This window comes from Pseudomonas deceptionensis, assembly GCF_900106095.1.
GTDB classification, from domain to species: Bacteria; Pseudomonadota; Gammaproteobacteria; order Pseudomonadales; family Pseudomonadaceae; genus Aquipseudomonas; species Aquipseudomonas deceptionensis.
This window is the reverse complement of sequence record NZ_FNUD01000002.1, coordinates 3446071-3459086: the sequence shown is the minus strand read 5'-3', so window position 1 is coordinate 3459086 and position 13016 is coordinate 3446071. Positions and strand designations below refer to the sequence as shown.

Below are 13016 nucleotides of genomic sequence, written 5' to 3'. Positions count from 1 at the left end.
TGATCTCACTGTAGGTGCTCAGGGAGTGATGCTCGCTAAACCCGATACTGCATAGGCCATGCCATAAATATTTTTATTGGTATTCAACTAGTTACGCTTTGAATCTATTAATACGGGGGATATTCCCCACCCTTTCCCCACTTTCTGTACTGCCCGATTTACCCAAACTCTGGGTAATCAGCCCCGTCACCAAGTTCACAGCGGCGCGTCTACTGGCAGGCCCTGCAACCGCCGGTACTGGCGCAGGACGCTGGGCACATAGCGCTGGGTTTCGGCAAACGGGGGAATCACTCCGCCACGACTGAGCACGGCTTGCGGCCCGGCGTTATAGGCCGCCACGGCCAGGGCGATATCGTTGTCAAACAGGGTCATCATGCGTTTGAGGTATTTGGCCCCGCCCTGAATGTTGGACTGGGGGTCGTAGACGTCCGTAACCCCCATTTCCCGGGCCGTATCGGGCATCAACTGCATGAGCCCACCCGCTCCTTTGGGTGATGTAGCCCTTGGGTCGTAGTTGGACTCGTGCTGAATCACCGCCGACAACAGCGCAGCCGGCAACTGATTGGCCGCGGCGGCTGCCAGTACCATTTCGGCATAGGGTTGTGCGGCAATCATCTGCGGCTGTTGATTGATGCTGGCCTGGGCCTCTGCAGACTCGCGAATCACACGTTCATAGTGCCGCCCCGGGCGGTGCACGTTGGACAGCACGTAGCTGCCATTGGCGTCCCGGAATACAAACACATCGGCGTGTACGACAGCGCTCATCAGCAGTGCGCCAAGCAGTGCCGTGGTCATTGTCCTGGTCATTTTTGCCTCCCCGACCTGCCCCTGAAAATGGGGGTAATGCCCCAATGGACGGTCGCGGGTTAGCCCTATGCAAGCACCGAGCCGTAACATAAAAGGGCCGGATTACGGGGGCTTCAGGCACATCAAGAGGTCTGAGCATGGCAATTGCATAAGCCTTGCTGGCGACTGTGCTGCCCACTGTGTGAGGTCATCATGAATCAGCGTTTGCGTTGTGCACCGCAAACCCAACACGGGTTCACCCTGCTCGAATTATTGGTGGTACTGGTGGTCCTCGGGCTGTTGGCGGGCATCGTCGCGCCGAAGTATTTCGCCCAGCTGGGCCGTTCCGAAGTGAAAGTGGCCAAGGCGCAAATCGAGGGCCTGGGCAAGGCTCTGGATTTGTACCGGCTGGAAGTCGGCCACTACCCCTCAACCGAGCAAGGCTTGCAGGCACTGGTCACCGCGCCCAGCGACGAAACCCGCTGGACAGGCCCATACCTGCAGAAAAAACTGCCCCAGGACCCGTGGGGACGTAACTACACCTACCGCTACCCCGGTGAAAACGGTGAATACGACCTGCTGTCCATGGGCAAGGACGGACAGCCCGGTGGCGATGGCGAAAACGCCGAAATCACCAGTTGGCAATGAAGGGAGTCGCAACGATGCGCTTTCATCTCAAGGCAGTGGGCAAAACCGGCGTGGTCTCAATGACCGTCGAGGCCCAGGGCGATGGCGAAGCCCGGCGCATGGTCGAAGATCAGGGCATGCGCGTGGTCAGCCTGCAGGCCGAGCGCCGCTGGCGTGCGTGGCATCTGCATCATCGCGAGACCTTCAACCTGGTGTTGTTCAGCCAGGAGCTGACCACCTTGCTCAACGCGGGCCTGCCGTTGATCGATGCGCTGGAAAGCCTGGCCGAAAAGGAAAACGCCCCCCAGGCCCGTAAAACCTTGAGTGAGCTGGTTCGCCTGCTGTACGAGGGCAAATCCTTCTCACAGGCTTTGGCCCAGTTGTCGGCCGTGTTCCCCCCGCTTTACGTTGCCCTGGTGCAATCGAGCGAGAAAACCGGGGCCGTGGGTGATGCGCTGGGGCGTTATGTCAGCTACCGGCAACGCATGGACGAGGTGCGACAGAAGATCATCAGTGCATCGATCTACCCACTGCTGTTGCTGGTGGTGGGCAGTGGCGTGGTGCTGTTCTTGATGGGCTACGTAGTACCCCGCTTCAGCCTGGTGTTCGAAGGCCTGGGCGAGAATTTGCCGTGGCTGTCACAGCTGCTGATGAACGGAGGGATGTTCCTGCACGCCCATCAGGGCGAGTTTTTCGGTGCTGTGGTGGCGAGCATCGTCGCCCTCACCTTCCTCCAGCGCCGGCCGGCCTTTCGCCGGGGCGTTGGCCGATTGATCGAAAAACTTCCGGCGGTCCATCAACGCATCGTCATGTATGAACTGGCACGATTTTATCGCTCCCTGGGCATTTTGCTGCAAGGCGGCATCCCGTTGGTCACCGCCATGGGAATGGTCCGTGGCCTGCTGACGGTGGCGTCCTGTCAGCGTCTCGATCAGGCCTGCGAACGGGTGCGCGAAGGCCAGTCACTGTCGGCCGCGCTGGAGCTCAATCATTTGGTGACGCCGGTATCCCTGCGCCTGCTGAGGGCTGGCGAACAGTCCGGCAATCTTGGGCAAATGATGGAGCGTAGCGCCGACTTCTATGACGAAGAAGTCGGCCGCTGGATCGAATGGTTCGTGCGCCTGTTTGAACCCTTGCTGATGACCTTCATCGGCCTGCTGATCGGGGTCATCGTGATCCTGATGTACATCCCGATTTTCGAACTGGCCTCCAGCATTCATTGATCATCAAACGCCTGCCCCGCTCAGTAGCCTCGTTCTACTCGTCAACTGCTACGTAATTCCCCCCGAACAGCTCCACCAACTGACGGACCATGCAAAGGAGGTGCATTAGGCGGCGCAGCAGCAGAGCTGCTTGAGTGTAGGGTGCGTGGAGGGCATGTCTGGCGCTTTAACTTGACCTGATAAGTCAGATTAAAATCTGAAACTTTGCCGCTCAAAACTTGAATACCAGAACATCAACGGCCTTCCTTCGACTCGCCCTCACAACACTATCGAGTAAGAGTCGCATTGGTAAAATAGAATGCTTATCGGTAGCGACGGTTACTCATCGGATGATGTAACTGCTGACTTGATCTGGCAACAAAGCAGCGCTATTGCTTAGCGCTGCCAACATAATAAAAAACAGGGAGTGTCGTGATGCCAAGGTACGTTGTTGTCCCCGCTATACCCAAGGAAACCGGATCAAAGCGCATTGGGTCGCGATTCTATTGCACCACTGCCCCGATAGGTTTCAATATCTATGACAGTGAGGCCCAGTGCAGGCTCCCAGACAGTTATGCCGCTCGAAATGAGGCTGATGAAGCATGCGAGCAGCTCAACGCTGAGCGCCTTCAGAACATGATGGTTGAACGCGATTACGCCAGTTAACCCTGTTATGGGTCTACACGCAGGTATCACGTAAAACAAACAAACATGGCTGGCGTAGTCCTCTAAAAACTTCATTGATTCAAATGAATGTCATTTAAAATAATAATATTCATTCGGGTTAATATCCGGCTGCTGGTTGCGCCAGCGCCTGTTCTTTTAGACGGGAGTTACTTGTCACAGGCTCCCATTCCTCTATACAGGCGCAGCCTTGTATCAGATAGAAGCTGGAGTCGTTTGCGTTGTCTGGATCATCGCCCCTGGCCTCGAAGAGGCCTTACCCGGTTTGTAGAAGGCACCAGTGATCAAGACTAAGCCAAAGGCTGGTGACTGGTCACACAGTGGATCCCGCCGCCACCTGCGGCGATGGCATCGATATTGAGCTGCACCACCTCACGGTCCGGGTAGAGCTCTGACAACAATTCATAGGCTTTCGTATCTGCCGCCTTGTGACCGAATTCGGGCGCAATGACCGCACCATTGATCACGAAGTAGTTGATGTAACCCGCAGCGAAGTCGGGATTTTGTTTGCTGAATCTGTTCTGTCGTGGGTGCATCGGAGGAGATACGGTATGCACTTGCAGCTTGCGGCCATCGGCATCAGTGGCGTTTTTGAGAATGTCCAGGTGCACAAGCGTCACTTCATGGTCGTATGACTGCGGGTCATTGTCGAGGTTGGCGATCACGACCCCTGGCTTGACGAAGCGGGCGTAGAAGTCGACATGGGCGTCGGTGATGTCCTTGCCTTTGATTCCAGGCAGCCAGATGATTTTGCGCAAACCAAGTCTGGCCTTCAGCTCTTCCTCTACGTCAGCCTTGCTCCAGCCGGGGTTGCGGTTAGTATTGATCCAGCTGCTTTCGGTCATGATCCCCGTGCCGTGGCCATCCACTTCGATACCACCCCCCTCGCCCACCAGCTGGCTGCGGATGTAGCTGGCGTGCGCATTCCTGGCAACCAGAGCGGCCAGCTGCGCATCGTCGGCATGCTGCTGCTTGTTGCCCCAGCCGTTGAAGTTGAAATCCACAGCACCTAGCCCACCCTCTCCATCGATGACGAAGTTGGCCCCGATATCACGCATCCAGATATCGTCCAGTTCCGTAGTAACAAAGGTGATGTTTGCCGTGCCGCATTTTTCCTCGGCCAAATCCCGCTCGTTCTCGCGACAGAACACGGTTACCGGCTCATATTCGGCGATAGTGCGAGCGATCAGGCCTAAGGCATCTTGCACGTCAGGCGTGAAATCTTCCCAGATGACCTCCTGGGCACCAAAGGCGATGAAAGCCCGCTGGTGTTTGTCGCCCTCATCCGGCATATGCCACCTACCCTTGTTGGCTGCGACCGCCCGGGCAGCACTCAGGCCAAGTCCCATTGACGCTGCGGCGCCTAGACTGGCGACTACGGATACCTGCTTCATAAACTCACGACGTGTCGACATAGATGTATCTCTCATTTCTTGTCGCTGCATTGTTTGGAGGGCTGCAACTGCAGCCGCCAATTCTGCCCATGGGGGGGCAAGACCCCTTTTGAGGCCGACTATCTGGTTGGGCTAGCGGCGGCGGTCTTGAACTTGGTCCAGGCTCGCATGCGCGCACGCATATCGGCTTGAGGCACATCTTTGCCCGGGATCAATCGTTCGTAGGTGACATCATCGAGGTAAATGTCCGGGTTGTTACGCATCATTGAATCGACATTCGGACGTGCCTTGGCATTCGAAACAGGATAGCCGGTGAAGTTACTGATGGCTGCCATGTTCTCTGGGCGCATGACGAAGTTGATGAACGCATAGGCGTATTCTGGATGCTTGGCGTCGATTGGGATCGCCATGGTATCCATCCACACCGTGGTGCCTTCGCGCGGAATGTGATACTGGAACGCAGTTTTCTTGCCTGCTGCATCTGCAGCCCGTTGCGCCTGAGTCATATCCCCGCTGTACCCGAGCGACAGGCACAAGTTGCCGTTGACCAGATCGCTCACCGGTTGCGACTGGAACTTACGGATGTACGGCCGTAGCTTGAGCAATAGTTCACTGGCCGCAGCCAAGTCCTCCGGCCTGGCGCTGCGTGGCTCACGGCCGAGGTAGTTGAGCGTTACCGCCAGGACTTCGTCCGGCGAATCGATCAGGGAGATACCGCAGTCCGCAAACTTGGCGGCCAGTTCCGGCTTGAACAGCATGTCCAGGCTATGCACCGGAGCATCCGGCATGCGTTGTTTGATCTGCTCGGTGTTGTAGGTCAGGCCTATGGTGCCCCACGTATAGGGGACGGTGGCCTTGTTCGAGTAGAGATAATGCGTACGCAGCTTCTGCAGGCCTGGCTCAATATCATCCAGGGCCGTGAGCTTTGACTTGTCCAGTGGCTGCAGGCTGCCGGCACGCATCAGGCGTTCGCCAACAGTGTCGCCCGGGAATATCAGGTCATAACCACTGCCGCCAGCCATCATCTTGGCTTCCAGTGTCTCACTGCCATCCATGACGTCGTAGATCACCTTGATCCCGGTTTCGGCGGTAAATCTGGCGAGTGTGTCCTCGGCGAAGTAGTCGGCCCAGTTGTACAACTTCAGGGTCTTGTCATCCGCCTGTGCTGACGACAAGGCACCGCTTAGAGCCAGCCCTAGGGAGCAGAGCAATAGTTTGCGGGTTACGTTCATATCAAACCCCTTGAGTATTCCAGCGAGGATTAATGTGACGGCCATCCTGGCTTAACAGAGCCCCGTACATTTCTGGACGGCGGTCGCGGTAGATACCCCACGTCAGGCGCTCTTCGCGCATGGCGGACAAGTCCAGGCTGTGTACCAGCACGCCGGCGCTGTCGCGGTCAGCCTCGGCCAACAGTTTGCCCTTGTGATTGCAGATAAAGGACGAGCCGTAGAAGTTCATCTGCAGGGTTGGATCGGTAGTTGCCACTTCTCGGCCGATGCGGTTGGAGGCCACAACGGGCAGGATGTTTGCGGCGGCATGGCCGCGCATGGTCATCTGCCAGTGGTCACGTGAATCCAGTGCTGTGCAGCCAGGTTCAGAGCCAATGGCGGTGGGAAACAGCAAGACTTCAGCGCCCATCAACGCCAGGCAGCGTGCGGTCTCCGGGAACCACTGATCCCAGCAGATGCCCAACCCTATGCGCCCAAAAGCAGTGTCCCAAACACGAAAGCCCGTATCGCCAGGACTGAAGTATTCCTTCTCCTGATAACCAATGGCGTTTGGGATATGTGTCTTGCGATACACACCCAGCAGCTGCCCATTCGCATCAGCCACGCTAAGCGAGTTGAAGCAGGCATTGCCCGCCTTCTCGAACCAGCTCAACGGCAGCACCACACCCAACTCTTTGGCCAGCGCGGCAAAGCGCTTGAGTACTCGGCTTTGGTGATATTCCTCGGCCAACGCCAAGTGTTTGTGATGTTGCTCGATGCAGAAATACGGTGTGGCAAACAGTTCCTGCAGCAGGATGACCTGAGCGCCCTTGGCGGCAGCGTCACGGACCAACTGCTCGGCATGATCGAGGTTTTGTTTCAGGTCCCAGGTGCAGGGCATCTGGGTTGTGGCAACAGTCAAAATGGTCATCGCATTAACCCTTCAGTGGCCAGGCTGGCTGTTGCTGGGTAATGCAATGCACTCCGCCGCCGCCATGAGCCAGATGATTGATCCGCACCGGTACCACTTCTCGCCCCGGGAAGGCCCGACCCAACACTTCGGCAGCCACCCTGTCGGCATCAATGCCGTAGGCCGGCATGATGATCGCGTCGTTGGCGATGTAGAAGTTGGTGTAAGAGGCACAGAACACTTCAGCCCCGGAGTCCACAGCCTCGGTGGCTTCAAACAACTCGATCAGCTCAAACTTGCGGCCTTGGGCATCAGTGGCGAGTTCCAGCGCACGACGGTTTTCACGTACTACTTCGGCATACACCGAGTCTTTATCGTGGGTGGCGTCCACCAGCAGGACGCCTGGGCGGGCGAAAGCGCACACACCATCGACATGGCCGTCGGTCATGTCGCCGGTCACATAGTTTGGGTCTCCCGGTAACCAGACAGTCTTTTTCACACCTAACAGGCGAGTGAAGATCTCCTCCATCTCAGCCTTGCTCATGCCAGGGTTACGGTTAGGGTTGAGTAATACCGACTCAGTGGTGATCAAAGTGCCTTCGCCATCCACATGAATGGCGCCTCCTTCGTTACTTAGCGAGGTCCCGAAGCACTCCACACCGAGGTGATTGAGTACGCGGCGGGCCAAGCCTTCGTCCAGGTCAAAGGCAGACTTACCGCCCCAGGCGTTGAAGCGCCAGCTCACACCCGCCAGGCCCTGTTGCGGGTGGCAGACGAAGCTCGGGCCCGAGTCCCTGCACCAGCTGTCGTTCACTGCCAGCTCGATCAGTTGAATGTTTGGCCCGCACAGCGCCTTTGCGCTCGCTGCCGCTGAAGGGTCAACGATCATTTTCACCGGTTCAAAGCGGGCAATGGTGTTGGCTACGCGAGCGAAATCCTCTTGCACCAGAGGCAAGGTCACGCCCCAACCGTTCTCCCACAGGGCTTTGTTGTGCGGCCAAACCATCCAGGTCGCTGCGTGCTTGGCCCACTCTGCCGGCATCCACCAGCCACTGTTTTGAATTTCATTCTGCTGCATGACAAGTACCTTTGAGTTAAGTCATTGTGTTCAATGAAAACTGCCTGTGTGGTCTTGGCATGCATGCTACGTTCGCAAAAACGGCTAAACAAACGATGTATTTTGCGTACAAATGATTAGAGGAACTTATCAGAATGCTCAAACACTGGCCGCCTCTTGGCACCCTTCGCGGCTTTGAAGCCGCTGCTCGATTGGGCAGTTTCCACAAGGCAGCCGCAGAGCTGCACCTCACACAGTCGGCGATCAGTCAGCAGATTCGTAGCCTTGAGGCCTACCTTGAACAGCCATTATTCTTTCGCAATGGACGCAGCGTCAGCCTGACCGATGCTGGCCATGACTTACTCAGCACCACCCAGGCTTTGCTGCAGCAACTTGCCGTCGGGATTCGCCGCCTGGGCCAGTACCACAAACCCAACCAACTGGTACTCAACACCACCCCAATGTTCGCCCGTCACTGGTTGCTGCCACGCTTGGCAGATTTTCGTCGCCAGCATCCGGACGTGGATCTCTGGATCTTCAGTACCGATGAAGTCCCGGACATGGTCAGCCAGACCATCGACCTCGCTGTGCGGGATGACATCAGTCCCCAGGCCGAATGCAGCTTTAAGGTGCTGTACGCTGACCGCCTGTACCCGGCTTGCCACCCCAGCGTACTGGCAGTTCCAAGTGAACAGCGCACTACTCTTCACGGCGAGCGGGAAATGGACTGGAGCCACTGGGAAGTGGAGGCCGGAATCGATGTAGGCCAGAAGGACCAAGGGCTGAACTTCTCCGATCCCGGCCTGCTGCTGGATGCTGCTTGCTCCGGTCTGGGTATCGCCTTGGTCAGTCAATTATTGAGTCGACAGGCACTTGCCAATGGGCTGTTGCAGCCCTTGGTCGAGGAAACCATTCGCGGCCCTAACTGGGCTTTGCTGACCCATCGTGACAGTGAGAACAACCCGCTTGCGCGGAGCTTCAGTGAGTGGTTGCTTAGCAACCTGGTAGCAGAAGGATAAGTAACTTAACGGCCCTGGATCAAAGCTCGGCGGCTTATCGACCACTTGATTGACCGCCTGGACTTTTAACTCTTCGAAGCAGCGTGAGTTGCTTATGGCACCTCCCGATTGACCTGATTTTAAGGCGTGGAGGTGTCTATAAAACCCGAGACGAGTCAGTAAATGCCTCTCGAAAGTGCTCAACGAAAGCCGCTACCAGAGTGGAATCGCGCTCGTGATGGGCAAGAACGACCCCGCTTTCACAACCCTCATCTGTTATATCAATGGCATGCAAGGATGAAGCTTTAACCATTGAGACCGGAAGCAGAGCAATGCCGAAACCTGCCTGGATCAGCAACGACTGTGTGGTTTTTAACGAATAAACCTGCGCTGACTTCGGAGCAAACCCTGCACGCGCGCAAAGCTCAAATGTAAGATAACTAAGTCCGCCTCGCTTTGGATGTGCTATCGAGACGAATGGCTCGTCTCGCAACTCGGCAAGCGATATGGATTGTCTTGATGACAGAGGATGGGTTGGGCCGACGGCGACGACAACTTTCTCACTAAACAGAGTAATCAGTTTAATATCATTTAATTGATGTAACACCGGCAACCGAAACAGGCCTACGTCAATGCGATTGTTAACTAAATTCATCAGTTGTGTTTCTGAAGACTCCTCCGAGACTTCAATTTGAACATCGCCCATGCACTCCAGATAAACCCCAAGCGCATCTTTTAACTTCCCTATGAGCGGCACTGTGCTGGCATGGCCAAGTCGCAACGTACCACTTTGACCATTGCCTACCGAAGTAGCCAGTCGAGCTGCGCTGTCAACGTCAATGAGAATTGATTTAGCCCTTGGCAAAAAGGCTAACCCGGCATGTGTCAGATGGGGCTGTCTTGCAGTGCGCTCGAACAAAAGCGTACCGAGGTTACTTTCTAACTCCTTCATTTGTCGACTTAGCGCTGACTGAGCAATAAACAGTCTCTGTGCGGCGACACTGAAGCTTCCATGTTCTGCGATCTCTACAAAATATCGCAACTGCTTCATTGATATCATAATAGCTATGCCAAAATGTGATCGGTAATGTGTTTTTTCCATATTAGTAGATTGCTACCCTGTTGGGTAGGGTTATAAAAAACACGTCATGGAAGCCCCGATAATGCCAGATGCTTTTCTCCACATCCCTTTCGACAATGCAACCTTGGCAATCATGTTCGTGACCATCAGCCTGGCATACGTCATATTTTCTATTGCAGGTTTTGGAACGGCACTGGTAGCGGGACCTGTGTTAGTGAATTACATGCCTCTGTCGCAAGCTATTCCTCTACTGGTACTCCTTGACTGCGTCGCTGCATTTGGAAAGCTGGCGCGTTCTCACAAGCATGTGGTGCGCATTGAACTCGCCAGGCTGCTGCCATTCATGGCCATTGGTAGCGTGGCGGGTATAGCAGTGCTACTAAAAACCAAATCGGACGTCTTAATGCTCGCGATGGGATGTTTCGTGACTTTATACGCGCTGTATATGCTCACACAGCCTATACGAACCCGTTATATATCTGCGGCCTGGGCAGTGCCCCTGGGGGTAGGCGGCGGGCTGTTTGGCGCCCTCTTTGGCAGCGGCGGTTTCCTCTACGCGATTTATCTGAACGGCAGGACAAGCACTAAAGAGCAAGCCAGTTCCACTCAAAGCACATTGATTGGAATTAGTACCCTCGTACGCATTACCATGCTCACCATCGCCGGGGCATACGCCGATCTTGCGTTAGTTGTGGCAGCGATCTACTTATTGCCAGCCTTGTTCTTGGGGCTTTGGGCCGGCGAACATATCTCATTCAAAATATCTCGCAGCACGTTCACCACACTCATAAACATAATCATATTGGTCAGCGGGATGACTCTTGTGTACCGAGCCTATTTCGGTATCAATTAAAAAGGTCTCGCAGACGAGGACACTGGATTTGGCGGGACTGCCAACGCTCCCCCGCGGCTGCTACTAGATCCGTCAGCAGAAATGCATGTGGTTGGCGCCGATGGAATCGTGCCCTGGGTGAGGACGGAACCTCCAATAAATCAACCCATGTCGTTGCGTGTACCGACTGTGCAGACCTGTCCCGGACAGTCTGCGCAACACCTCAAAAAGCCCGCCTGGCACGAAACCTCTATCAGTCCATGCGTCTCGGCCACTTTCGCCCCGGCTACCCAGCACTGCGATTACACCGCCGGGGTATTTACCGAAGAGCATACAGCCCCTTTTACGAGACACTTGCTCCCGCCAAGAAAAAAATTTACATCTAATTAGCACTCGTCTCAGAGGAGATTTCCTCACGGGAAAAATGTGAACGCTGTCTGTTTTTTGACGATGGATTTCGTTTAGCAAGAACTATGGAAAGCTTCAGTCATGTGCCTGACCGCCTGATCAATTGCGTTTCCAGAGTATCCACACCACTCGACACGTCATTAACAAGACACCTGATTATCTTAAATGCATAAATAATATTATGCAGACATACATGCGGCGTCAATAAAACGACACCCAACAAGATACAGGCAAAAGCGCCACTGTATTGACATGTCAATTTGGACTCGGCAATAATCTTTCAATGTCATCGAGTATGTTGAAGCGATTATCACACACACCGTGTATTGCCCAGCAATTAGGCGATCTGACATACCCTAATAGATAGTTTCTTGATCCGCTTTGCCCATGATGCGTCATGGCTCAGGCGGTGGTCATTATTTATTATAAAAATTTTATCACCCTTTAGTTGCGGGCTCATTCAAAAGAGTTCTGCCAGTTGTTTGCTTGCCCCTCTATTAATTGATGAGTAAAGAAAAATGAAAAAAATTGTATTGTCCGTAGCTGCACTGACACTGTCCATGAGTGCTTATAACGCAGTGGCTGCAAATGGCAACGTAGCCTTCACCGGCGAAATTGTACAGTCCACCTGTAAAGTGTCGGATCAAGACCAGAACAAACAAGTTTACCTGGGTAAATACCCAACCACTGCATTCCCGACGTCGGGTTCTACTAGCGGCGCGAAAGCTTTCGACATCAACCTCGAAAAATGTGAAGCCGGTGATTACACCTTGCGTTTTGATGGCAACACTCCAGCGGGCCATCCAGAACTGTTGTCTGTGACTGGCGGCGCAGGCGGTGTAGGTATTGAAGTACTGGACCACAATGGCGCCACATTGCCAATCAGCCAGAACGTTACCAGCCCCGCGCTCGTCACCGTTGCTGCTGACGGCGCTAACCCGGGCTCTGCCACATTCAACCTGCGCGCCCGTTACAAGTCTTACCAGGACGTTGTAACGGCAGGTCAGGCGAACGCTACCGCGACATTCGCTATCGAGTACAAGTAAATAACCCCGCAGGAGAATCACTGGCCAAGGATGGCCACTTTTCTGAGCGCTTGAACCCCTTATGAAAAAAGTACTCTTGTGTGCGTTGCTCGCCTGTTCCGCGAACACGTTTGCTGGCATTCAGGTAGATGCAACACGCGTTATTTATAACAGTGACAGCAAGTCCGCATCGCTCTCTATCAATAACGACAGCGAGGAAACCTACATGGTTCAAACCTGGCTGGATACGGGTGATGCAAGTCAAATACCGCGCGACATACCGATTATTGTGACGCCCCCCATCTTGAAACTGGCGCCTCATAAAGAGGCTGTTTTACGCTTTATCTATTCAGGGAAAGGACTAGCACAAGATCGCGAATCCCTGTTCTGGGTCAATGTACAGGAAATTCCACCTGCCCCTAAACAGGACAATGTACTGCAAGTAGCGATTCGTACGCGTATTAAATTATTTTACCGGCCACAGGCGTTGCAAACCAACTTGCAAGCCCAGGCTGAAGCCTTGAAATGGCAGCGTCAAGGCCAGGCGTTAACCGTGACCAATAACGGCCCCATGTACGTAACACTAGGTATTTTAACGCTCAGCAACGGCGATAAAACCTGGAAAGTAAATGCCGATATGGTCGGCCCATATGACAGTCTCAAAATTGCCCTGCCATCAAATGCACAGTCCGCAAATGGCCTGTCGTTTACCTATATCAATAATTATGGCGGGCACACCGAGATCAAAAACGTCTCGTTGAAATGAGTCATGCTTCGCAGGGGAAAGAGTCGTGGTGCACC

General features: G+C 54.5%; 12 protein-coding genes. 6 read left to right on the top strand and 6 right to left on the bottom strand.

The features are described 5' to 3' along the window. Positions 1-195 precede the first annotated feature (195 nt). Positions 196-807 (bottom strand): lytic transglycosylase domain-containing protein, encoded by a 612-nt coding sequence (locus tag BLW11_RS15775; protein ID WP_048361901.1) that lies wholly within the window; start codon positions 805-807, stop codon positions 196-198. 192 nt (positions 808-999) lie between these two features. On the opposite strand from BLW11_RS15775, the gene gspG reads away from it, so the two are divergent. After that, entirely contained in the window at positions 1000-1434 is a 435-nt protein-coding gene (gene gspG / locus BLW11_RS15770; protein ID WP_048361902.1) for a type II secretion system major pseudopilin GspG, read from the top strand. Between the two features lie 14 nt (positions 1435-1448). Further along, entirely contained in the window at positions 1449-2636 is a 1188-nt protein-coding gene (locus BLW11_RS15765; RefSeq protein ID WP_048361903.1) for a type II secretion system F family protein, read from the top strand. 953 nt (positions 2637-3589) lie between these two features. On the opposite strand, the gene BLW11_RS15755 is transcribed toward BLW11_RS15765, so the two are convergent. The 4 genes from BLW11_RS15755 to BLW11_RS15740 all read right to left on the bottom strand — a co-directional run bounded on the left by BLW11_RS15755 (position 3590) and on the right by BLW11_RS15740 (position 7892). After that, positions 3590-4714: an agmatine deiminase family protein gene (locus tag BLW11_RS15755; RefSeq protein ID WP_048361905.1), complete on the bottom strand. Its 1125-nt coding sequence runs from the start codon at positions 4712-4714 to the stop codon at positions 3590-3592. 98 nt (positions 4715-4812) lie between these two features. Then, a complete protein-coding gene (locus tag BLW11_RS15750; protein WP_048361906.1) occupies positions 4813-5925 on the bottom strand; it encodes an extracellular solute-binding protein in 1113 nt (370 codons plus the stop codon). A gap of 1 nt (position 5926) precedes the next feature. Continuing rightward, on the bottom strand, positions 5927-6835 hold the full coding sequence (gene aguB, locus BLW11_RS15745; RefSeq protein WP_048361907.1) for an N-carbamoylputrescine amidase: 909 nt from the start codon (positions 6833-6835) through the stop codon (positions 5927-5929). 4 nt (positions 6836-6839) lie between these two features. After that, complete coding sequence (locus BLW11_RS15740; protein WP_048361908.1) at positions 6840-7892, bottom strand: agmatine deiminase family protein; 1053 nt, start codon at positions 7890-7892, stop codon at positions 6840-6842. A 134-nt stretch (positions 7893-8026) separates the two neighbouring features. Here BLW11_RS15740 and BLW11_RS15735 point away from each other — a divergent pair, with 134 nt between their 5' ends. Beyond that, on the top strand, positions 8027-8890 hold the full coding sequence (locus BLW11_RS15735; protein ID WP_048361909.1) for a LysR substrate-binding domain-containing protein: 864 nt from the start codon (positions 8027-8029) through the stop codon (positions 8888-8890). Between the two features lie 136 nt (positions 8891-9026). Here BLW11_RS15735 and BLW11_RS15730 read toward each other — a convergent pair whose 3' ends face one another. Continuing rightward, on the bottom strand, positions 9027-9929 hold the full coding sequence (locus BLW11_RS15730) for a LysR family transcriptional regulator (RefSeq protein WP_048361910.1): 903 nt from the start codon (positions 9927-9929) through the stop codon (positions 9027-9029). A gap of 103 nt (positions 9930-10032) precedes the next feature. Between BLW11_RS15730 and BLW11_RS15725 the strand changes: the two genes are divergently transcribed. The 3 genes from BLW11_RS15725 to BLW11_RS15715 all read left to right on the top strand — a co-directional run bounded on the left by BLW11_RS15725 (position 10033) and on the right by BLW11_RS15715 (position 12981). Continuing rightward, positions 10033-10803: a sulfite exporter TauE/SafE family protein gene (locus tag BLW11_RS15725; protein WP_048361911.1), complete on the top strand. Its 771-nt coding sequence runs from the start codon at positions 10033-10035 to the stop codon at positions 10801-10803. A 905-nt stretch (positions 10804-11708) separates the two neighbouring features. Further along, positions 11709-12236 (top strand): fimbrial protein, encoded by a 528-nt coding sequence (locus BLW11_RS15720; protein WP_019822637.1) that lies wholly within the window; start codon positions 11709-11711, stop codon positions 12234-12236. A gap of 61 nt (positions 12237-12297) precedes the next feature. Next, the gene (locus tag BLW11_RS15715; protein WP_048361912.1) at positions 12298-12981 is read left to right on the top strand and encodes a fimbrial biogenesis chaperone; all 684 of its coding nucleotides are present in this window, start codon (positions 12298-12300) and stop codon (positions 12979-12981) included. Positions 12982-13016 lie beyond the last annotated feature (35 nt).

What these genes read in the sequence shown, in the direction of transcription:
- gspG (WP_048361902.1), top strand. Translation starts at nt 1,000, where the DNA reads ATGAATCAGCGTTTGCGTTGTGCACCGCAAACCCAACACGGGTTCACC.
- BLW11_RS15715 (WP_048361912.1), top strand. Translation starts at nt 12,298, where the DNA reads ATGAAAAAAGTACTCTTGTGTGCGTTGCTCGCCTGTTCCGCGAACACG.
- BLW11_RS15775 (WP_048361901.1), bottom strand. Translation starts at nt 807, where the DNA reads ATGACCAGGACAATGACCACGGCACTGCTTGGCGCACTGCTGATGAGC.
- BLW11_RS15720 (WP_019822637.1), top strand. Translation starts at nt 11,709, where the DNA reads ATGAAAAAAATTGTATTGTCCGTAGCTGCACTGACACTGTCCATGAGT.
- BLW11_RS15735 (WP_048361909.1), top strand. Translation starts at nt 8,027, where the DNA reads ATGCTCAAACACTGGCCGCCTCTTGGCACCCTTCGCGGCTTTGAAGCC.
- BLW11_RS15740 (WP_048361908.1), bottom strand. Translation starts at nt 7,892, where the DNA reads ATGCAGCAGAATGAAATTCAAAACAGTGGCTGGTGGATGCCGGCAGAG.
- aguB (WP_048361907.1), bottom strand. Translation starts at nt 6,835, where the DNA reads ATGACCATTTTGACTGTTGCCACAACCCAGATGCCCTGCACCTGGGAC.
- BLW11_RS15750 (WP_048361906.1), bottom strand. Translation starts at nt 5,925, where the DNA reads ATGAACGTAACCCGCAAACTATTGCTCTGCTCCCTAGGGCTGGCTCTA.
- BLW11_RS15725 (WP_048361911.1), top strand. Translation starts at nt 10,033, where the DNA reads ATGCCAGATGCTTTTCTCCACATCCCTTTCGACAATGCAACCTTGGCA.
- BLW11_RS15755 (WP_048361905.1), bottom strand. Translation starts at nt 4,714, where the DNA reads ATGTCGACACGTCGTGAGTTTATGAAGCAGGTATCCGTAGTCGCCAGT.
- BLW11_RS15730 (WP_048361910.1), bottom strand. Translation starts at nt 9,929, where the DNA reads ATGATATCAATGAAGCAGTTGCGATATTTTGTAGAGATCGCAGAACAT.
- BLW11_RS15765 (WP_048361903.1), top strand. Translation starts at nt 1,449, where the DNA reads ATGCGCTTTCATCTCAAGGCAGTGGGCAAAACCGGCGTGGTCTCAATG.